We start from the raw sequence: 21,439 nt of genomic DNA on the forward strand, positions 1-21,439 counted from the left end.
AAAGTCGAGATTGGGGATTGGGGATTCGGAAAAGCGACGGCGACGCAAGCCCGGTTCTTCTCGAATCCCGAATCCCGCCCTCAACGGAGTGACCGGAATGTTTGCCTATTACCTCGAACTGGCCCTGCGCAGCCTGAAACGCAGCCCCGGACTGACCGCGCTGATGGTGCTGGCGATCGGCTTTGGCGTGGCCGCCTCGATGACCTCGTGGTCGGTGTTCCGCGCGGTGTCGGGCGATCCGATCCCGTGGAAATCCGCGCAACTGTTCGTGCCGCAAATCGACAACTGGGGGCCGAACGGCCGAAATCCGAATGGCGACCCGCCAAGTGCGATGGACTACGCCGACGCGACCACGCTGATGCGCGACCACCGCGCCAAGCGGCAATCGGCGATGTACCAGATCTCGCCCTCGATCGTGCCCGCAGGGGCCGGCAAGCACCCGATCAACGTCAGCGGCCACGCGGTCTACGGCGAATTCTTCCCGATGCTGGATACGCCGTTCCAGTACGGCAGCGGCTGGGGCGCCAGCGACGACGCCAACCGCGCGCAGGTGACGGTGATCAGCAGCAAGCTCAACCAGAAGCTGTTCGGCGGCACCAACAGCGTGGGCCGGAGCGTCAGCATCGAGGGCCGCGACTATCGCGTGGTGGGCGTGCTGAACGACTGGAACCCGCAGCCGCGGTTCTACGACGTGGTCAATTCGGGCGGCTTCAACAGCCAGTCCGACGACGTGTTCCTGCCGTTCCAGACGGCGATCCAGGCGGCCATCCCGAACGACGGCAATACCAACTGCAACGCGGTGCCCAAGGAATCCGGCTTCATCGGCCTGCAGCAATCCGAGTGCGTGTGGATCGCGTATCTGGCCGAGCTGGACGATGCCGCGGCGGTGGCCGCCTACCGCGATTACCTGCAGGGCTATGCGCGCGAGCAGCAGCAGGCCGGCCGTTTCGGCTGGGCGCCGAACAACCGCCTGCGCGACCTGCGCGCGTGGCTGGATGACCAACACGTGGTGCCCCGGGACACCAAGGTCTCGCTGCTGGTGGCGCTGGGCCTGCTGCTGGTGTGCCTGGTCAACACCATCGGCCTGCTGCTTGCGAAGTTCCTGCGCCGCAGCGGTGAGATCGGTGTGCGCCGTGCGCTGGGTGCGACGCGCAAGGCGATCTACCTGCAGTTTCTCACCGAGGCCGGCATGGTCGGCGTGGCCGGCGGCGGGCTCGGCCTCGCGCTTACCTGCGCTGGCGTGGCCGGTGTGGGCTGGGTGCTGCCGAAGGACATCGCCTCGCTGGCGCGGCTGGACGTTTCGCTGCTGGTGCTGACCCTGCTGGTGGCGGTGCTCGCCACCATGCTGGCTGGCCTTTATCCCACCTGGCGTGCCTCGCGGGTGCAGCCCGCGTGGCAACTGAAATCGAACTGATGCCGTGCCCGTCTGCCTCGAACCGTAGGAGCCCGCCCGCGGGCGACGCTCCTGGCGAAAGCGTCATCGCCCGCGAGCGGGCACTTGCAACAAATATTCGGCGCGTCGGATCGCTTGTCTTGCGAAAGGAAATCTCACCATGAAACTGCACCCCATGATCGCGGCATTGCGCAAGCACAAAGCGGGCGTGGTGCTGATCGCGCTGCAGATCGCGCTGACCCTGGCGATCGTCTGCAACGCGATCTTCATCATCGGCCAGCGCGTCGACCGGGTGAACCGTCCCACCGGGCTGGACGAGAGCAACCTGTTCCTGGTCAGCCAGCAATGGGTGGGCGCGCCCAATGCCGACACTCCCGACGGCGTGGCGAAGCTCGACGCCATGCAGAAGGAAGACCTGGCGGCGCTGCGCAGCCTGCCCGGCGTGGCCTCGGTGGCGTCGGTGAACTCGCTGCCGCTGCTCGACTCGTCATGGAACGGCGCGGTGTCGCTCAAGCCGGACGCGAAGTTCAGTGACAAGTCCGCCAATGTGCGCACCACCTACTACTTCACCGACGACCAAGTGATGTCCACGCTGGGTCTGACATTGGTCGCCGGCCGCGCGTTCCATGCCGGCGACGTGCAGCACCAGGGTTTCCGCGACAACCCGCCGCGCCCCATCGTGATGGTCACCAAGGCGCTGGCGGACAAGCTGTTCCCGCAGGGCGGTGCGGTGGGCAAGGCGATCTACAGCGACGGCAGCAGCACACCATCCACCATTATCGGCGTGGTGGCGCGCCTGCAGGCGCCGGCCGTCGGCACCTGGGCCAATGACTTCGCCTGGAACGCCACCCTGATTCCGGCGCGGCTGGACGCGAACTTCTCGCGCTATGCGGTGCGCACCAGGCCGGGCCAGCTCGATGCGGTGATGCGTACGGTGGCGCCCGCCTTGTACCGGGCCAATCCGCTGCGCGTGCTCGACGACAACAGCGTGAAGTCGTTCGGCGACATCCGCGCCAAGGCCTACCGCGCCGACGTGGGCATGGCGATCCTGATGGGCGTGATCTGCCTGATCCTGATCGCCGTCACCGCCGCCGGCATCGTCGGCCTCACCAGCTTCTGGGTCGGCCAGCGGCATCGGCAGATCGGCGTACGCCGGGCGCTGGGCGCGCGCAAGGTGGACATCCTGCACTACTTCCAGTTGGAGAACCTGCTGATCGCCGGCGCTGGCGCGGTCGTCGGCATCGGCATGGCGGTGAGCCTCAACCTGGCGCTGATGCACTACTACGAGATGGATCGCCTGCCGGTGGCCTATGCGCTGGTTGGCGTGGCGGCGGTGCTGGTGCTGGGCCAGTGTGCCGTGTTCGTGCCGGCGCGGCGCGCCTCCAACGTGCCGCCGGTGGTGGCCACGCGGGCGGGGTGACCCATGCGGCGAGCGGACATGGTGCGAGACGACACGGCGAATATCAGGACGAAGACCATGAGAGGCCAGATCAGCCTGTTCACCCTTGGCCCCACACTGCGGCACCTCTTGCGTCATGGTGCGACCGACGCCGAGCGGTTCCTGTGGGGGTACCTGCGCGGCCGCCGGATGGATGGCTGCGAATTCCATCGCCGGCATCCGTTTGCCGATTACATCCTCGATTTCGTGTGCCTGGAACGCCGCGTGGTCGTCGAGCTGGACGCAGGGCAGGCCGCGGCGGATGCCGTGCGCACGCTGTTTCTCGAAGGGGCCGGGTTTCGCGTGCTGCGCTTCGGGCACCACGAGGTGTTCACCGATTCGGCTGCGGTGCGGGAAGTGATCCGGGCGGCGCTGCAGGCATCGAAGCCGACCTCTTCCCTTGCTGGGAAGGGTCGGGAAGGGCAAACGCGCCGCGGTGCGGAGTCCATCGACTTCCCGCCGGCCGACGGGGAAATCGGGGGGAGGCGATAAACCATGTTTGGCTACTACCTAGATCTGGCGCTGCGCAGCCTCAGGCGCAACCGTGTGCTCACCGCGCTGATGGTGCTGGCGATCGCGGTAGGCATCGGTGCGGCGATGACCACGTTGACGGTGATGCACATCCTCTCCGGCAACCCCCTGCCGGGGCGCAGTGCGCAGCTGTTCTATGCGCAGGTGGACGGCGACCCCATGCCGCACGGTGGCAACCATCGCGAGCCGCCGGACATGCTCGATTACCAGTCCGCAACGGACCTGTGGACCGCGCATCGCGCCGACCGCCAGGCGCTGATCGTGGACAGCCAGCTCAAGGCCACTGCGCCGCAGTCGAACAAGCCGGCGCTGATGCTCACCATGCTTGCCACCACCACGGATTTTTTCCCGATGTTTGCGGTGCCGTTTCAATATGGCGGTGCGTGGACGGCGCAGGACGACACGCAGCGAGCGCGCGTGGCGGTGATCTCCGCCAACCTCAACGACAAGCTGTTCGGTGGCGAGAACAGCGTGGGCCGCACCCTGCGCCTCAGGGACAGCGATGTACGTATCGTCGGCGTGCTGAAACCCTGGCGACCGGCGCCGCAGTTCTACACGGTGGCCGGCGGACGTTTCGCCAACGGCGATACCGCGGGCTACTTTGGCAGGCCCGAGGACGTATTCGTGCCGTTCCGGAGCGCGCTGGAGATCAACGACGGTGCGTTCCAGCCGTTCAATTGCTGGGGACAGCCGTCTGCCCCCGGCCACCTGCAAAACGCGCCGTGCAACTGGATCGGGCTGTGGGTGGAACTTGGCAGCCATGCCAAGGTGGCCGCGTACCGGGAATTTCTCGACCACTACGCGCAGCAGCAGAAAGCGCTGGGGCGCTTCCAGCACGCCGAGACGCGCCTGCGCGACCTGATGGGCTGGCTGGATTTCAACCACGCCGTCCCGCGCAACGCGCGGCTGCAGACCTGGCTGGCCTTCGCCTTTCTCGGCATCTGTCTGTTCAACACCGTGGGCCTGCTGCTGGCCAAGTTCCTGCGCCGGGCCGGCGAGTTCGGCGTGCGCCGGGCGCTGGGTGCTTCGCGCCGCGCGGTGTTTGCGCAATGCGTGGCCGAGGCCGCGCTGATCGGCTTCATCGGCGGCGTGGGCGGCTGGTTGCTCAGCCTGCTCGGCCTGTGGCTGGTGCGGCGGCAACCCACGCCGTATGCGGATCTTGCGCACCTCGACGGCGGCATGTTTTTCCTGACGTTTGCGCTGGCGGTGGTGGTGAGCGTGCTCGCAGGGGCCCTGCCTGCGCTGCGTGCCAGCCGCGTGCCGCCGGCACTGCAGCTCAAGGTGCTCTAGGGGTGATTTCGATGCAGATCAAACCAGTCCTCTCGGCGTTGCAGAAGCACCGGCTCGCGGCCTTGCTGATCGTGCTCGAAATCGCGCTGGCCTGCGCAGTGCTGTGCAACGCTGGCTTTTTGATCGCGAGCCGGTTGTCGGCGATGCAGCTCGTCAGCGGCGTGGATGAATCATCGCTGGGCTTCATCCAGCTCGAAGGCTTCGATCCAAAGGTCGCCAACGATCTCAATGCGCGTGTGGTTGCCGGCCTGGGCGCCATGCCCGGGGTGCAATCCGTGCATGTCATCAACTCGGTGCCGTTTGGCCCGCAGGCCGGCGCCTTTGGCGTCACGCTGGACCAGGCCGGCAAGCAGTTTCGCGGCGTTCCCGAGCTTTACCTTGGCGACCCGGGTACGCCGGAAGCTCTTGGGCTGAAGCTGGTCGCCGGCCGCATGCCGGGCGCGCAGGATTATCAAAGCGTGGTGGAAGGCTATCTGCCGGCCAGCTCGAATGTCCTCATCACGCGCACGTTCGCGCAGCGCCTGTGGCCTGGCGAGGACGCGCTCGGCAAGACGTTCTGGACGGGCAAAAACCAGTTTCGCGTGATCGGCGTGGTGGCGAACCTCTCGGTGCAGCAATACGACGAGGAGGGCGAACGCGGTGCGCAATGGACGGTGTTCGTGCCCACGAAGTCGGGGCCGCCGCTGGCCGGAACCTATCTGATCCGCGCCGATCCACAGGCATTGGATCGCGTGATGGTCGAGGCCAGGACGGTGCTGGCCAGGATTGCGCCCGATGCCGTGTTCGACCACCAGCAGAGCGATACGCTGCCCGTACTGCGTGAGCGCTTCTTCGCCACCGATCGCGCCATGGCCGGCCTGCTGGTGGGGGTGATCGTGGCGCTGCTTGGCGTCACCGCGCTGGGCATCGTGGGCCTGACCAGCTTCTGGGTGGCGCAGCGGCGCAAGCAGATCGGCATCCGGCGCGCCATCGGCGCCACCCGCGGCGACATCCTGCGCTACTTCCAGACCGAGAACTTCCTGATCGTCAGCTTCGGCATCGTGCTCGGCGTGGTGGCCGCCATCGCCATCAACCTCCTGCTGATGAAAGTGTTCGAGGTGCCGCGCCTGCCGCTGCACTACCTGCCCATCGGCGCACTCGCGCTGTGGCTGCTCGGCCAGCTTGCCGTGCTCGGTCCTGCATTGCGCGCCGCCGCGGTGCCGCCGGTGGTGGCGACGCGGAATGTGTGATGGGGGCCGGGATTCGGGATGGCGGGATTGGGGATTTGTAGAGGCCGAATTTTGCGAGCTCGTGCGGTTACCGAATCCCCAATTCCGCCATCCCGAATCTCGTCACTGAAGGAAGCATCGACATGTTCGGCTACTACCTCGACCTCGCCTTGCGCAGCCTCAGGCGCAACAAGGCGCTCACCGCGCTGATGGTACTGGCCATCGCGCTGGGCATCGGCGCGTCGATGACCACGCTCACCGTGCTGCACGTGCTGTCCGGCGACCCGCTGCCGGGGCGCAGCGGCACGCTGTACTACCCGCAAGTCGACGCGCGCGACGACAGCGGCATCATGCCGGGCAAGGAGCCGCCGCAGCAGGTCACGGAGATCGACGGCTTCAACCTGCTGCATGCGAAGCGGGCGGATCGGCAGGCGCTGATGACGGGCGGCTCGGTACCGATCCGGCCTGACTCCGCCGCGATCGATCCGTTCTACGTGGAGGCGCGTTACACCACGGCGGATTTCTTCGCGATGTTCGGCGCGCCGTTCCGTTACGGCCACGGCTGGAATGCCGCCGACGACGAGGCGAAGGCACGCGACGTTGTCATCAGCGGCGAGTTGAACGAGCGCCTGTTCGGCGGCGCCAACAGCGTGGGGCGCACCCTGCGCATGGCTGGCAGCCTGTTCCGCATCGTGGGCGTGCTCGGCGACTGGGCGCCCAGCCCGCATTTCTACGATCTCAACACCGGTGCCTACGGCTATGCGGAACAGGTGTTCATGCCGCTGCAGACAGCGCTGGACCTGCACGTGGACCACAACGGATCCTCCGACTGTTGGGGCAACGGCACCGGCGGCGTGGGCCGCATCTATCCCTCGTCGAGCTGCGTCTGGATGCAGTTCTGGGTGCAACTGGACACGCCGGCCAAGGCCGCCGACTACAAGGAATTCCTGGTTCATTACTCCGAGCAGCAGAAAGCGCTGGGCCGCTTCGTGAAGGCGCCGAACGTGCGCCTGCGCGACCTGATGCAATGGCTGGCGCACATGCAGGTGGTGCCCGACGACGTGCGCCTGCAGACCGGGCTGGCGTTCGGCTTCCTACTGGTCTGCCTAGTCAACACGGTGGGCCTGATGCTGGCGAAGTTCCTGCGCCGCAGCGCCGAACTCAGCGTGCGACGTGCACTGGGCGCATCGCGGCGCGCGCTGTTCGCGCAGTTGCTGATCGAGTCGGGCGTAGTCGGCTTGGTGGGTGGCGTGGGTGGCCTGCTGCTCGCCGTGCTCGGCCTGTGGGTGGTGCGGCACCGGCCTTCCGATTACGCCGCGCTGGCGCACCTCGATCCCGCCATGCTGCTGACCACCTTCCTGCTGGCGCTGGGCGCGAGCCTGCTCGCCGGCCTGCTGCCGGCCTGGCGCGCCTGCCAGGTGGCGCCCGCCCTGCAACTCAAGAGCAATTGAGGGCACACCATGGAACTGCGACCGATACTTTCCACGCTGCGGCGGCACAAGACCACCTCGTGGCTGCTGATCCTGGAGATCGCGCTGACCTGCGCGATCGTCTGCAACGCGGTGTTCATGATCGGCCACCGCCTGCAGCACATGGACATGACTACCGGCATTGACGAGCACGCGCTGGTGCAGATCCAACTGGCCGCGATCGCGCCCACGCCCGACATCTACGCGCGGGCGCGGGAAGACCTTGCCGTGTTGCGGCAGGTGCCGGGTGTACAGGCGGTGGCGCTGACCAACCAGTTGCCGCTGGGAGGTACTTCGTCGAACGCCAGCATCAAGCTGGATCCGGCGCAGCGCGAGCCCACGCTCAGTGCCGGCACCTACTTCGGCGAGGACATTCCGCAGACCATGGGTGCGCGGCTGGTGGCGGGGCGTCACCTGCAACCGGACGAGATCGTCAATGCGGATGTGGTGATCAAAGCACTGGCCGGCGGCAATACGAAGGGCCTGCCTGTGGCGGTCACGGTGATCACGCGGGCGCTGGCCGACCGCCTGTGGCCGGGGCAGAACCCGCTGGGCAAGACGATCTACCTCACAGCCCAAGTGGGCGTGCGTGTGGTCGGCGTGCTGGCCGACCTGGTGCGCGCCAACGCCTACAACGACACCACCGCGCATTATTCGGTCGTCCTGCCACTGTTCATGGGCGCGGGCAAGGATCAGAGCTACATCATCCGCACCCGGCCGCAAGTCCGCGAAGCCGTGCTCAACGCGGCCGTGGCCGCGCTGAAGAAGGCCGACCCGGCGCGGGTGGTGACCCAGCAGCGCACCTACGATGAAGTGCGCGGGAAGTTCTTCGCCAACGACCGCGCGATGGCCGGTATCCTGGTCGGCGTGATCGTGGCACTGCTCACCGTGACCGCATTGGGCATTGTCGGCCTGGCCAGCTTCTGGGTGGGGCAGCGCCGCCGCACCATCGGCGTGCGCCGCGCGCTGGGCGCCACCCGCGGTGACATCCTGCGCTACTTTCAGACCGAGAACTTCCTGATCGTCAGCTTCGGCATCATGCTCGGCATGGTGCTGGCCTACGGCATCAACCTGTTCCTGATGATGCACTACGAGCTGCCGCGGTTGCCGGCCATCTATTTCCCGATCGGTGCACTGGTGCTGTGGATCATCGGCCAGCTCGCCGTGCTCGGCCCCGCGCTGCGCGCGGCAGCGGTGCCGCCGGTGGTGGCGACGCGGAGCGTGTGAAGTTTTCCCCTCTCCCGCTTGCGGGAGAGGGGAGTTCAACATGGAGGCATGGAATGTTCGGTTATTACCTCGACCTGGCGCTGCGCAGCCTCAAGCGCAACAAGGCGCTCACCGCGCTGATGGTGCTGACGATCGCGCTGGGCATCGGCACCAGCATGACCACGCTGACGGTGATGCACGTGTTGTCGGGCGACCCCATTCCAGGCAAGAGCGCGCAATTGTTCCGCGTGCGCATGGCCGTGTTCCCCGACGCGCATTACCAAGCCGGAGACAAGGCGCCGGACAACCTTTCCCGGCGCGATGCCGAGGCCCTGCTGCGCGACGCGCGCGGCGACCGGCAGGCCGCGATGTCGGGTGGTTCGATGGTCGTGGTGCCGACGCAGGGCGATCCGTTGAATGTGGAGGCGCGCTACACCGGCGCGGATTTCTTCCCCATGTTCGACGTGCCGCTGCGCTACGGCCACGCGTGGAGCCGCAGCGACGATGCCGAGCGCGCGCACGTCGCGGTGATCTCCGGCGAATTGAACAAGCAGCTCTTCGGCGGCAAGGACAGCGTGGGCCGAACCCTGCAGGTGGGCAAACAATCGCTGCGTATCGTCGGCGTGCTGGGCGACTGGGACATGAATCCACGCTTCTATGACCTCAGCAACGGCCAGTTCGGCGACAGCGAGGACGTGTTCGTGCCTCTGTCCACGGCGGTGGACATGAAACTGTCCACCAGCGGCAGCATGTGGTGCTGGGGCAACGCGAGCGACCCCCTCGCCGCCGACGCGCCGTGCATCTGGCTGCAGTACTGGGTGGAACTGGGCACGCCGGCCAAGGCGGCCTACCGCCAATACCTGGGCAACTACATCGCGCTGCAGCAGCAGGCCGGGCGCTTCACCCATCCTGGCCAGGTCGAATTGCAGGACGTGATGCAGTGGCTGGACTTCAAGGGCGTGGTGCCCTCCGACGTGCGCCTGCAGATGTGGCTGGCGCTGGGTTTCCTGGGCATCTGCCTGCTCAACACGGTGGGCCTGTTGCTGGCGAAGTTTCTGCGTCGCAGCAGCGAACTGGGCGTGCGGCGTGCGTTGGGTGCGTCGCGTCGCGCGATCTTCCTGCAATGCCTGGTCGAGGCCGGCGTGGTGGGCCTGGCCGGCGGCGTGCTCGGCCTGGCGCTGGCCGGCCTCGGACTGCTGCTGGTGCGCCACCAGCCCACCGATTACGCGGCCTTCATCCACATGGATCTGCGGATGTTGCTGGCCACGTTCGCGCTGGCCCTGGCGAGCAGCCTGCTGGCGGGCTTGTTGCCGGCGTGGCGGGCGATGAACGTGGCGCCCGCCGCCGCGATCAAGTCGAACTGAGGGGGAACCGACGATGCATTTCCGCCACATACTCAGCGCGCTGGCCCGTCATCGCATGGCGGTGTGCCTGCTGGTGCTCGAGATCGCCTTCTCCTGCGCAGTGATCTGCAATGCGCTGTTCCTGATCAGCGCGCGCCTGGAGCGCATGCGGCGCCCCACTGGCGTCGACGAGGCGCACCTCGTGCAGGTACGCGTGCGCAGCATCGCGCCCGGCTCGGCCGGGTCGATCATGGCGCAGACGCACACCGACCTCGCCGCGTTGCGCGCCGTCCCCGACGTGACCCATGTGTCGATCGTCAACCAGACCTTGTTCGGCCATTCGTTCAGCGCCAGCGGCGTCAGCCTCAGCGATGCACCCAAGGCACCGTCGATCACGGTGACCCAGTATTACGGCAATGCGCAGCTGCCCGGCACGCTGGGCCTCAAGCTGGTCGACGGGCGCTGGTTCAAGCCGGACGAATTCGTCAGCGACGAACAAATGGAAGGCGCGGGCGGTACCGTGCCGGTCATCATCACTCGCGCCCTGGCCCGGCATTTCTTTCCGAGTCAGCAGGCAGTTGGCAAGGTGATCTATGCCTTCGGCACCAATCGCATCGTGGGCGTGGTGGATCGGCTGGTGCAGCCGCGGGATTCCGGCTCTGCCGAGGCCTACGAATACGCCATGCTGTTCCCGGTGAACCTGTCGTATGCGCAAGGCACCTACCTGCTGCGCGTGAGGGATGCATCGCAACGCGCTGCGGTGATCCACGCTGCCTTGCATGCACTGAAGACCGATGGCCCGCTCCGGCTGGTGTCGCCGAAGGACGCCACCACGCTGGAGGCGGCGCGCGCCAAGTACTACCGCAACGACCGCGCCATGGCGTGGCTGCTGGTGGGCGTGTGCGTGTCGCTGCTGGCCGTCACGGCGGTGGGCATCGTGGGGCTGACCAGTTTCTGGGTGGCGCAGCGGCGAAGGCAGATCGGCATCCGCCGCGCGATAGGAGCGACACGCGGCGACATCCTGCGCTACTTCCAGGTTGAAAACTTCCTGATCGCCACGTTCGGCATTGCGTTGGGCATGGTGCTGGCCTACGGCATCAACCTGTTGCTGATGCGGCATTACGAACTGGGGCGCCTGCCCGGCTATTACCTGCCGATTGGTGCGCTCGCGCTGTGGCTGCTCGGCCAACTCGCCGTGCTCGGCCCCGCGCTGCGCGCGGCGGCGGTGCCGCCGGTGGTGGCGACGCGCAGCGTGTGAGGCGAACGAGCCGCGTGCGCGGAATGCAAAGACCGACATGGGGGGGGGATGGCGACGATGGCGCGAACGGGAAACCGGATGTGGCTGGCGGCGGTGGGCTGCCTTGTCACGGGCTGCACGATATTGAGGCGCGCGGCGCGCTGGTGGCAGGCCGGCTGGAAACGGTCTCGGACCGCATTCAGCTGGATGGCGCCGTCCATGCCGACGGCGGCATCGCCCTGTTGCTGCCCAGCCCCAAGGTGGACGACGCCGGCCAAAAACGCCTGCCGGTGGTGGTGATCGGCCCGGGCGTGGCAGTGGATGGCCCCGTCACGGCGCGCCGCGGCGGCACGCTGTGGGTCAGCCGCCAGGCACGCATCGGCGCGGTCGAAAGCATCGCCGTGCGCTGGCTCGACGGCAGCGCGCCGCCCATTCCACCTTCTGGCAGTTGAATAGTTCATTAGTCATGGCAACCTTTCGGGTGGGAACCGCATCCATGCAGACATGTGCAGGAAATCCATGCGTACCGTATTGATCGTGGACGACAACCCTGCCGTGGGCGAGGCGCTGTCGTTGCTCTTGTCGCTCAACGACATCCGCCCGCTGGTGGCGCTGCATCCCGACGAGGGCATGGCGTGCTTGGCGCGCGAGCAGGTGGACGTGGTGGTCGCGGACATGAACTTTCGCGCCGACACCACTTCGGGCGCGGAGGGCGTGGCGCTGTTCCGTGCGATCCGCGCGCAGCATCCCGACCTGCCGGTGATCCTGCTCACCGCGTGGACGCATCTGGAAACGGCGGTGGAGCTGGTGAAGGCCGGCGCCGCCGATTACCTCGCCAAGCCGTGGGACGACCACAAGCTCCTGACCACGGTGGAGAACCTCCTGGAGCTGGCCGAGTCCACCCGCGAGGCGAGCCGCACGCGGCGCGAGCGCCGGCTTCGCCGCGAAGTGCTCACGAACACCTACGATCTCGATGGCCTGGTTTTCGCTTCAGAGGCGATGGCGCGCACGCTGGAGCTGGCCTGTCAGGTGGCGCGCGCGGCAGTGCCCATCCTCATCACCGGGCCGAACGGCAGCGGCAAAGAGCGCATTGCCGCCATCGTGCACAAGAACTCGCCGATGAAGGCCGGCCCGTTCGTGGCAGTGAACTGCGGCGCGCTGCCCGGCGAGCTGCTGGAGGCGGAGCTGTTCGGTGCCGAGGCCGGGGCGTATACCGGCGCGAACAAGGCGCGCGAAGGGCGCTTCGAGCTGGCCGATGGGGGCACGTTGTTCCTGGATGAGATCGGCAACCTGCCGCTGGCCGGGCAGGTGAAGTTGCTGCGCGTGCTGGAAACCGGGCAGTTCGAGCGGCTTGGCTCCGGGCGCACGCGCAAGGCTCGCGTGCGCGTGGTGTCGGCGACCAACGCGGATCTGCCGGCCATGATCCGAGTTGGCGCGTTTCGCGAAGACCTGTATTACCGCCTGAACGTGATCGAGGTGAGCTTGCCGCCATTGGCCGAACGCAGCGACGACATCCTGCCGTTGGTCGAACACTTCCTTGCCGGCCGGGCCACGCTGACCGATGCCGCGCGCGAGGCACTGGTGGCCTACGCCTGGCCGGGCAACGTGCGCGAGCTGAAAAACACCGTGGAACGCGTCGCACTTCTCGCGTCGGGTCAGGTGGTGACGCCGGAACTGTTGAACCTGCCACAGTCTGCGCCGCCCCCTGCGCGCAATCTCGATGAACCCAGCCGCGAGGCAGTAGAGGCGGCGTTGCAGGCGCACGCAGGCGTGGTGAGCCGCGCGGCGCAGGCGCTGGGTTTGTCGCGGCAGGCGTTGTACCGGCGGATGGAACGCTACGGGCTCTCGGCATGAGGGCGCTGCGCCATGCGTGAGCTTGCCGGCCGTGGGGCAGATATTCGCGTCGGGGGGAAGGGCGATGAAGACTTTCTGGCTTTCGGTGGCGTTGGCATGCTTGCCGGCAACCGCTGCTTTGGCGGCGATGCCGACACAGCCGCACGTACACCTGCGTCTGGCGCTGGAGCGTCCGGCGCTGGTGGCGCCGTTTTCGGCGGCTGGCAACGTAACCCTGCCTGGTGCGGACGATGCCGCCAGCTCGCCGTTCGCGTTTCGCGATGCACGCCGTTACCGCGATCCACCGCCACCGCGTGCAAACGATCGCGACGTGGTGCTCGGCCTGGGGCGGGCATGGGTCGGCGGCAAGCCGCCGGTCGAGTGTGCGAGCACGCCGATGGATGCCGCCTGCCACTGAAAGCCGTGCGCGGCATGCGTGGAGTCGCCTGAATGTGGCGATCGCTGCAAATGCGGCTCACCGTGCTGCTGGCGCTGGCCGGTGTGGGCGGCGCGTTGGCTTTCGTGGCAGTCACCCGCTGGCCGCTGCCGCAGTTGGTTGGCTGGTTGCACGCCGGCCTTGGCTTGGCCTGGGGATCGCCAGAGCGTTTGCACGATGCAGCGGCGCTGGGAGTGGTGGCACTGCTGGGGCTGCCGTTTGCATGGTGGCTGGCGCGCCACGCGCTGGCGCCGGTCACCCGCCTGTTGCGTGCGCTCGAAGGTGCGGTGGCCAGCTATCGCGACGGGGACTTCAGCCTGTCCATTGCGGTGGATCGCGACGATGAGCTGGGGCGTTTGATCCGCATGCACAACGCGCTGGGCCACACTCTGCGCGAGCAGCGCCAGCAACTCGCGCAGCGCGAGCTGCTACTGGAAACCGTGGTGCAGAACACGCCGGTGGCGCTGGTGCTGGTCAGTGCGAGCGGCCGGGTGGCGTATGCCAACCTGGCCTCGCGGCACCTGTTCAACGACGGCAAGAGCCTCAACGGGCTGGACTTCGGTGAGTTGCTGCGGGCTGCGCCCGAAACCCTGCGCGATGCGGTGGCGGCCGGCGAGGACGGCCTGTTTGCGGCGGAGATGGACGGCGGCGAGGAAACCTTCCACCTCTCGCAGCGCGGCTTTCGCCTGCAGGGCCGGCCGCATCGGCTGTATCTGTTCCGGCGCATGACGCGCGAGCTGTCGCGGCAGGAAGTGGCCACCTGGAAACGCGTGATCCGCGTCATCAGCCACGAGCTCAACAACTCGCTGGCGCCGATCTCCTCGCTCGCGCACTCCGGCAACGAGTTGGTGCGGCGCGGCGACTTTGCGCGCCTGCCCGGCGTGTTCGCCACCATTGGCGAGCGCTCGCGTCACCTGCATGGTTTCATTGCCGGCTATGCGCGTTTCGCGAAGCTGCCGGCGCCGCGCTGGCAGACGGTGCCGTGGGCACCGTTTCTCGACGGCCTCGCGCAGCATTGCCGGTTCCGGCTGGAAGGCGCGTTGCCGGAGACGCCCGGCCATTTCGATCCGGCACAGATCGAACAGGTGCTGCTGAACCTGGTCAAGAACGCGCAGGAATCCGGCAGTGCTCCCGACGCGGTGACGCTGTCCATCGGCCTGCGTGGCCAGGAGCTGCGCCTGGACGTGGCCGACCGCGGCCCCGGCATGAGCGATACCGTACTGGCGCAGGCATTGCTGCCGTTCTATTCCACCAAGCGCGCCGGCACCGGGCTGGGCCTGGCGCTGGCGCGCGAGATCGCCGAAGCCCATGGTGGCCGCGTGCAGCTCGCCAACCGCGAAGGTGGCGGTCTGCGCGTGAGTCTGCGGTTGCCGGGGAGCCACCCCGGCGGCGGGTAACTGCGGTCGGGCTGAAGGCTTGCCGCACGCCGCGCTCCCGAATCTCAGCCCCAGCTCATTGCGTTGACACGGCCATCATCAAGCGCGGCTCAGTTTTGCCGATAGCTCTTCGGAAGACCTGCGGCGTGCGGGGTGCCGCAGTCGGCAGTCCGTGGTACGTATGGCGCGGGCTTCGGTACTGCAGGGGGATGCATGCACGGATTGGGTCTGGCAGGCAGGCTGGCGCTGGGATGCTGCACGGCGTTGCTGCCGGCAGCAGGCGTCGTTGCATCTGCTCCCGCGCCGGCAGCTGGTGCGCAGCCCCTGCGCATCCGCGTCGTGGGTGACAACAACTACCCGCCGTACCTGTTTGCCGATGCTGACGGCAAGCTGCAGGGTTACGAGGTGGACATGTGGCGCCTGTTTCAGGCGCGCACCGGTATCCAGGTGGATCTTCAGGGCATGCCGTGGGCCGAGGCGCAGCGTGAGCTGCTGGCGGGCAAGGCGGACGTGATCGACATGATGTTTCGCACGCCGGAACGCGAGCCGCATTACGACTACACCGCGCCGTTTGCGACGGTGCGTGCCGGCATCTACGTGGATCGGCGCATTCACGGCGTGCACGACCTGGCGACGCTGCGCGGTTTCCCCATTGGCGTGGAGCGCGGCGATGCGTGCGCCGACCGGCTTGCCAGTGCTGGGTTAGTGGATTTGCTGCAGTTTCCCAATTACCAGGGCGTGATCAACGCCGCGGTGCGCGGCGACGTGCGCATCTTTTGCATGGATGAGTCGCCCGCCGATTATTTTTTGTACAAGGATGGCGCGCTTGATCGCTTCGATCACGCATTCGTGTTCTACAGCGGCCAGTTCCGGCGCGCGGTGCGCAAGGGCAACTTGGGCATGCTGCGGGTCGTCAACCGCGGCATGGCGCAAATCACCCCGCAGGAACGTGTGCAGCTGGCGGCGCGCTGGCTCGACCACCCGATGATGCTGGCGAAGTATTGGCGTGCGGCCGAAATTGGGTTGGGCAGCGTGCTGCTTTTGCTGGCCTTGATGCTGGCTTGGGTATGGTCGCTGCGGCGCAATGTGGCGGCGCGGACGCGCGAGCTGCATGCGCAGGAGCGCAATGTGCGCGCACTGTTTGACGCCAGCCCGGACGCGATCTGGTTCAAGGATCGACAAGGCGTGCTGCTGGATGCCAACCGCCAGGTGGAGACGTTGTTCCAGGTGCCGCGCGAGCGCCTGATCGGGCGCACCGACAGCCAGCTGTTTGGCGATGCCGCCGCGGCTGACGTACACACCATGGATGCCGAGGTGCTGCGCTCGGGGGTTCAACGCAGCGCGATATGCCCGTTTCCCCTGGCCGATGGCGGCACGCGCGAATACGAGGTCATCACGGCGCCGCTGCTGGAGGCGGACGGCGCCGTCCGCGGTGTGCTCAGCGCGGCGCGTGATGTAACGGCGCGCCGCGAAACCGAGGTAAAGCTGAGGCTGTGGGCCACCGCGTTCGAACACGGTGGGTTTGGCCTTGCGATCTTCGATGCCCGCACGCGTTGCATTGTTGCCGCCAATCCCTGTTTTGCGCGGGAGCGCGGTTACACCAGTGAGGAAATGGTCAATATGTCGGTACACGCGCTCTATCCCGCTGACCTGGTCGAAGAGCGCAAGCGCATGCGGAAAATGATCGACGCCCATCAGCACATGATGGTCGAAACCGAGCAGATTACTCGCGATGGGCGCCGGTTCCCGGTGTTGCTCGATTGCACCACATCGCGCGATGCCAGCGGTGAGCCCGAGTTTGTCATTGTGTATGCGCAGGACATCAGCGGGCGCAAACGCGCCGAGGCCGAGTTGCGACTGGCAGCAGTGGCGTTCGAGACCCAGGAGGCGTAGCTGGTGAGCGACGCGCAGGGGCTGATTCAGCGCGTCAATCAGGCATTCACCCGGTTGACCGGTTTTGCTCCGGCCGAAGTGCTGGGCATGCCTTCCAGCGCGATGGGCATGCACGGCGACGACAGCGCCCGTCGTTCGCAGCTTGCCCACTACGGCTTTTGGCAAGGCGAGCAATGGGTGCGCGTCAAGCAGGGTCAGCCACGCGTAGTACGCACCGCGATTTCCGCCGTGCACGATGCTGCCGGCAAGCTCATCCATTACGTGTATACCATGGTCGATCTGACCAGCGAGCGCGAGGCACATGCCAGCGTCGATCGCATGACCTATTTCGATTCGCTGACTGAGCTGCCCAATCGCCAGTACCTGCTTGGCTACTTGCAGCACATGCTGGGAGAGGCTGGCACCGGCGGTGTGCTGCTGATCGCGGACCTCGACCACTTCAAGCGGATCAATGACCTGCGTGGCCACGCCGCGGGCGACCGCCTGCTGGCGCTGGTTGCACGCCGCTTGCGCGTGCTTGCCGATGGCGATTGCATGGTTGGCCGTTTTGGCGGCGGCACGTTCACCATGGTCGTACCTGGTCGCGACGTGGGGCCGGTGGCGCGCAAGGACCTAGCCGTCGACTATGCCGAGCGCCTTCGCCAGCAATTGCGTGAGCCATTTGCGTTGGTGCCCGGACGCGGTGCGACAGTCACGGCCAGCATCGGCTGGACCGAGTTGGTACCGCGGCAAGACGTTGCCGAAACCGTGTTGCGCGAGGCAGAGCTGGCGATGTACGCCGCCAAGGCGGCTGGGCGCGATCAGGTGCGGCGTTTCGACCCTGACATGCTGGCTGACCTCGCGCAGCGCGAGGAGCTCGTGCAGGAGTTGCGCGCGGCGATCGTCGACGATGAGCTGGAGCTGTACTTGCAGCCGCAGGCCGATCGCGAGGGTCACATCGTCAGCGCTGAGGCGCTGTTGCGCTGGACGCGCCACGACGGCAGCCAGGTGCTGCCGGATGTGTTCATTCCGGTGGCAGAAGACAACGGCCTGATTGTGCCGCTCGGCGCGTGGGTGCTGCAGCGTGCGTGCGAGCAGCTGGTGGCGTGGTCGGTGGAACCGGCTACCAACATGTTGTCGTTGGCCGCCAATGTCAGCGCACACCAGTTTGCGCAGCCCGGCTTTGTGGCCAGCGTGCGTGACGCGCTGAAGGCATCCGGCGCCGACCCGGCGCGGCTCAAGCTGGAGATCACCGAGTCGGCCATCCTCGGCGACCTTGCCGATGCGGCGATGAAGCTCGCGCAGTTGCGCTCGCACGGCATCCGCATCTCGCTCGACGATTTCGGCACCGGCTATTCGTCGCTGGCGTACCTTTCGCGGCTGCCGATCGACCAGCTCAAGATCGACAAGTCGTTCGTGCTGCGTTTGCCGGCAGATGCCAACGACGCAATGGTGGCGCAGACCATCATCGGCATGGGGCGCGGACTCGGACTGGAGGTGATTGCCGAGGGCGTCGAAACCGAAGCGCAACAGCGATTCCTGATGCAGCACGGTTGCGACGCGTTCCAGGGCTACCTGGTTGCCAAGCCGTTGCCGCCTGACGAGTTCAATACGCTACTCAAGGAACAGGTGCCAGTGCTGTAGGGCCGGGATTTGGCCAAGCGCAACCGTGCGAGCACTGGGGATCGGCGCGCAATGTGGTAAGGGCGGCCTTGAGTTGGCAAGCTTGGTGCGAAAAGTCCGTCGGGCCAGTCAGGGTGGGGTGCGGATCGCGCGCGAGAAATCCGCGTCAGGCGGTGTCGCGCGGGCGCGCGCGGTGATCGGTGCACGTGCCGTCCATTGCGCCAGCGTCAGCCGATGGTCGAGCGCGCCGATCTGGTAGAGATAACCGGGAAGGTAACCGGTCAGCAGCAGGCGGACGTCCCACGGCAGGCCCGGATCGAGCTGGCGTGCCATGCGGTATACCATCGTGGTGCAGTTGGAGGTGATGGTGTTGTAGAACGTGGGATGCCGGGCGAGCGCGTCGGCCGCGTGCACGTAGGAGAGAAACAGGGCGCGCAGGGCGGGGCGGCTGATCGCCAGCGGGTAGAGGTAATCCTCCTCACCGCGCACGTTGGTGCGCACGCGCACCACGTCGCGCTCGGTGGCGGCGACCAGGATGGTCTCGAAATCCTTGAAGAAGCCGCCGATGGCGGAGTAGCTCTGCCCGCGGCGCTTGCGGATCTCCACCGAAAACACCAGGTGCTGGCCGTCGGCAAACGCGAACGACAGCATCGCGTGCGCGATCGCCGCGCTGCCCCAGTGCGAGAGGATGGCATCGGCGCCGACCAGCTGGTCGAGATTGTATTGCCGGGTTTCCCAGCGGATGTCGTAGTCGCTGTCGCTGCGCCACGTGAAGTCGCGCACGGCGTGCACGGTGACCAGGTTGCCGTGTACCTCGCCGGTGGCCAGGTGCGCCACGTCGTCGGCCCACGCGTGCTGCCCGCTCGGCACGATCGTTGCCCACCATGCCAGCAGCAGTCCGTAGCACGCCACGTAGCCGACCAGCGGCCATGCGCTGCGGCGCGTGATGACGAGCGCGAAGAGTGCGAGCACCAGCACCACCCAGGCCGCGGTCCCCAGCGCGCGCACGACGGAGCCGCCGGGCAATTGGTACCACAATGCCAGCGCGCCCCAGGCGCCGGAGAGCAGCGCGACCAGCGCGGCGACCGTCAGCGTCGCGATGCGCAGTGCGGTGCGCACGGCTTTCAGCATGTTGGCCACCTGCCGGGCATGTGGCCAGCGTGCCGCGTCGTGCCGACAAAGACAACCGGTGCCGTGGCTAAAATCGCCGGGCGAGGCGGTCAACGGGAGTGGGAATGCACGAAGAACGGCAGGGACATGGCGTGGCGGGCTGGGCGGCACGAGGCCTGCTGGCGGTGGCGCTGGTTTGCCTGAACGCGTGCGCGATGGTGGGCGTGAGCCGGATCAAGCCCGGCGACGTGGTGAGCGAGCGGCGCACCGACATGCTTGGCGCGCGTCAGCTCAGCGACAACACGGTGCAGACGCTGAACGTGCTGGCGTTGACCGCGAAGCGTTGCGAGCAGTCGTTCGACACCTGCACCGGCATGCTGGCGCATGCGGCCGGCATCGATGAGGAGCGCCGATTGTCGGCGCTGTCCGAGGTTTGGCTCGGGCGCGCATTGCAGGGCGACCGCGGCGCGGTGATAAGCGACGCCACGCTCGACGCGTATCTGCAAAGCGCGCGCTACGCGTATGCGTATCTCTTTTTCACCGTGCGCACGCCGGCCGAGCGCGTGTTCGACCAGCGCCAAGCGAAAGTGATCGCGTTCTACGACTACGCCGTGGAGCGCATCGTCGGCCGCTGGTTCCAGGTCTTGCCGTCGCTCGGCCAAGGCTGGCAGACGGCGAGCCTGGCCGGCTGGAACGTGGAGCGGCCGAATACCGACATGCGCATGCGCGCGGCGCCGGTCGAGCTGCTGCCCGCGTCCACGCTTCGTTTCAAGGGTCTGCAAAACGTCTATCGGCGCGACGGTTTCGGTTCCGACTTCGTTGCCGTGGCGCCGCCGCTCGACGCCGCGCAGACGGTGCCGCCGTGGCGCGAGCCGCAATATGTGGCGATGACCGGCGTGCTGACGTTTCCCGGAGCCACGCTGGAAGCGGTGCTGGCGACGCACGACGTGCAGCTTCTGGTACGCGACCCGTATCGCGATGCCAACGTCACGATCGATCAGCAGAGTGTGCCGCTGGGGGCAAATTTCACCGCGCCCTATGGTCTGTGGCTGGCGCGCTCGGGCTTTGCCGCCCAATCCATCCGATCGCTGCTCGGCCGCGGCGGGATCGACCAGCCGCGCGTGTTGCTGATGCAGCCGTACGACCCCACACGGCTCACGGTGGTGATGTTGCACGGGTTGGCGAGCAGCCCGGAGGCCTGGGTCAACGTGGCCAACGAGGTACTCGGCGACGAGATCCTGCGCCGGCACTATCAGGTGTGGCAGGTCTACTACCCGACCAATGCGCCGATCCCGGTGAACCTGGCGCAGATCCGCAAGGCGCTCGACGCCACGCTCAGGCATTTCGATCCGGCCGGCACCGCGCCGGCGAGCCACCACATCATGCTGGTGGGCCACAGCATGGGCGGCGTCATTGCGCGGCTGCTGGTTTCCTCCAGCGGCAATGCGCTGTGGAGCCTGGTGCCCAGCGAGCGGGATCTGTCGGTGGCGCGGCGCAACCGGTTGCATCGTGCGCTGGCGCCGTATCTGCAGTTTTCGCCGATGCTGCAGGTGGACGAGGCGGTGTTCCTTGCCGCGCCACATCGCGGCACGCCGGTGGCGCGGCACCGGCTCGTGCGTTGGCTGGCGGAGCTGATCCGCCTGCCGCTGGGCGTGCTCAAGGACATGACGAACCTGTCCGACCTGCTCAAGGACAACGACGGCAACAGCGCGCCGCTGCACATCTCCAACAGCGTCGGCAATTTGAGCGACAAGGATCCGTTCATCGTCGCCACCGAAAACCTGCCGATTTCACCTGCCGTGCGCTACCACTCGATCATCGGCCTGTACAAGCCGCGCGGCGCGCTGGATACCACCAGCGACGGCGTGGTGCCCTACCTCAGCGCGCACCTGCCGGGGGCGGCGTCCGAAGTGGTGATCCCCTCGTGGCACAGCGTGCAGGAGACGCCGGCGGCGATCCTGGAGTTGCGCCGCATCATGCGCGGTCATCTCGAACGCGTGGAAACTGCGGTTATGCCGACGCCGTAGTGCCTGGAGTGCGGCAACGCGATGGGTTGCCGCCGATGGGCGAGACC

17 protein-coding genes are annotated in these 21,439 nt (G+C 67.0%); 16 read left to right on the top strand and 1 reads right to left on the bottom strand.

The window, feature by feature from the left end:
- Positions 1-97 precede the first annotated feature (97 nt).
- The 15 genes from AC3WP6_RS06020 (at position 98) to AC3WP6_RS06090 (ending at position 18,276) form a co-directional block, all read left to right on the top strand.
- A complete protein-coding gene (locus AC3WP6_RS06020; RefSeq protein WP_492626884.1) occupies positions 98-1,414 on the top strand; it encodes an ABC transporter permease in 1,317 nt (438 codons plus the stop codon).
- Positions 1,415-1,553: 139 nt separating this feature from the next.
- Positions 1,554-2,813, top strand: a complete 1,260-nt coding sequence (locus AC3WP6_RS06025) for an ABC transporter permease (RefSeq protein ID WP_492626885.1) — start codon at positions 1,554-1,556, stop codon at positions 2,811-2,813.
- An 18-nt stretch (positions 2,814-2,831) separates the two neighbouring features.
- On the top strand, positions 2,832-3,323 hold the full coding sequence (locus AC3WP6_RS06030) for an endonuclease domain-containing protein (protein ID WP_492626886.1): 492 nt from the start codon (positions 2,832-2,834) through the stop codon (positions 3,321-3,323).
- Between the two features lie 3 nt (positions 3,324-3,326).
- Positions 3,327-4,652 carry an ABC transporter permease gene (locus AC3WP6_RS06035; RefSeq protein WP_492626887.1) on the top strand — a complete coding sequence of 442 codons (1,326 nt, stop codon included), beginning with the start codon at positions 3,327-3,329 and terminating at the stop codon, positions 4,650-4,652.
- Positions 4,653-4,663: 11 nt separating this feature from the next.
- Complete coding sequence (locus AC3WP6_RS06040) at positions 4,664-5,881, top strand: ABC transporter permease (protein WP_492626888.1); 1,218 nt, start codon at positions 4,664-4,666, stop codon at positions 5,879-5,881.
- 122 nt (positions 5,882-6,003) lie between these two features.
- On the top strand, positions 6,004-7,311 hold the full coding sequence (locus tag AC3WP6_RS06045) for an ABC transporter permease (protein ID WP_492626889.1): 1,308 nt from the start codon (positions 6,004-6,006) through the stop codon (positions 7,309-7,311).
- Between the two features lie 9 nt (positions 7,312-7,320).
- On the top strand, positions 7,321-8,556 hold the full coding sequence (locus AC3WP6_RS06050; RefSeq protein ID WP_492626890.1) for an ABC transporter permease: 1,236 nt from the start codon (positions 7,321-7,323) through the stop codon (positions 8,554-8,556).
- A 53-nt stretch (positions 8,557-8,609) separates the two neighbouring features.
- Positions 8,610-9,899, top strand: a complete 1,290-nt coding sequence (locus tag AC3WP6_RS06055) for an ABC transporter permease (RefSeq protein ID WP_492626891.1) — start codon at positions 8,610-8,612, stop codon at positions 9,897-9,899.
- Positions 9,900-9,912: 13 nt separating this feature from the next.
- Positions 9,913-11,136: an ABC transporter permease gene (locus AC3WP6_RS06060; RefSeq protein ID WP_492626892.1), complete on the top strand. Its 1,224-nt coding sequence runs from the start codon at positions 9,913-9,915 to the stop codon at positions 11,134-11,136.
- An 80-nt stretch (positions 11,137-11,216) separates the two neighbouring features.
- Positions 11,217-11,567, top strand: a complete 351-nt coding sequence (locus tag AC3WP6_RS06065; protein WP_492626893.1) for a hypothetical protein — start codon at positions 11,217-11,219, stop codon at positions 11,565-11,567.
- Positions 11,568-11,634: 67 nt separating this feature from the next.
- Positions 11,635-12,969 carry a sigma-54-dependent transcriptional regulator gene (locus tag AC3WP6_RS06070; RefSeq protein ID WP_492626894.1) on the top strand — a complete coding sequence of 445 codons (1,335 nt, stop codon included), beginning with the start codon at positions 11,635-11,637 and terminating at the stop codon, positions 12,967-12,969.
- Positions 12,970-13,033: 64 nt separating this feature from the next.
- A complete protein-coding gene (locus AC3WP6_RS06075) occupies positions 13,034-13,366 on the top strand; it encodes a hypothetical protein (RefSeq protein ID WP_492626895.1) in 333 nt (110 codons plus the stop codon).
- 32 nt (positions 13,367-13,398) lie between these two features.
- Positions 13,399-14,781, top strand: a complete 1,383-nt coding sequence (locus AC3WP6_RS06080) for a sensor histidine kinase (RefSeq protein ID WP_492626896.1) — start codon at positions 13,399-13,401, stop codon at positions 14,779-14,781.
- 192 nt (positions 14,782-14,973) lie between these two features.
- Complete coding sequence (locus AC3WP6_RS06085) at positions 14,974-16,653, top strand: PAS domain-containing protein (protein ID WP_492626897.1); 1,680 nt, start codon at positions 14,974-14,976, stop codon at positions 16,651-16,653.
- Between the two features lie 3 nt (positions 16,654-16,656).
- Positions 16,657-18,276, top strand: a complete 1,620-nt coding sequence (locus AC3WP6_RS06090) for a sensor domain-containing protein (protein ID WP_492626898.1) — start codon at positions 16,657-16,659, stop codon at positions 18,274-18,276.
- A gap of 108 nt (positions 18,277-18,384) precedes the next feature.
- On the opposite strand, the gene AC3WP6_RS06095 is transcribed toward AC3WP6_RS06090, so the two are convergent.
- Positions 18,385-19,386, bottom strand: coding sequence for an Lnb N-terminal periplasmic domain-containing protein (locus AC3WP6_RS06095; protein ID WP_492626899.1), 1,002 nt, complete (start codon positions 19,384-19,386; stop codon positions 18,385-18,387).
- Between the two features lie 104 nt (positions 19,387-19,490).
- Between AC3WP6_RS06095 and AC3WP6_RS06100 the strand changes: the two genes are divergently transcribed.
- On the top strand, positions 19,491-21,392 hold the full coding sequence (locus AC3WP6_RS06100) for an esterase/lipase family protein (protein WP_492626900.1): 1,902 nt from the start codon (positions 19,491-19,493) through the stop codon (positions 21,390-21,392).
- Positions 21,393-21,439: the final 47 nt, after the last annotated feature.

The sequence above is a fragment of the Rhodanobacter sp. FW106-HT46G03 genome, assembly GCF_058789895.1.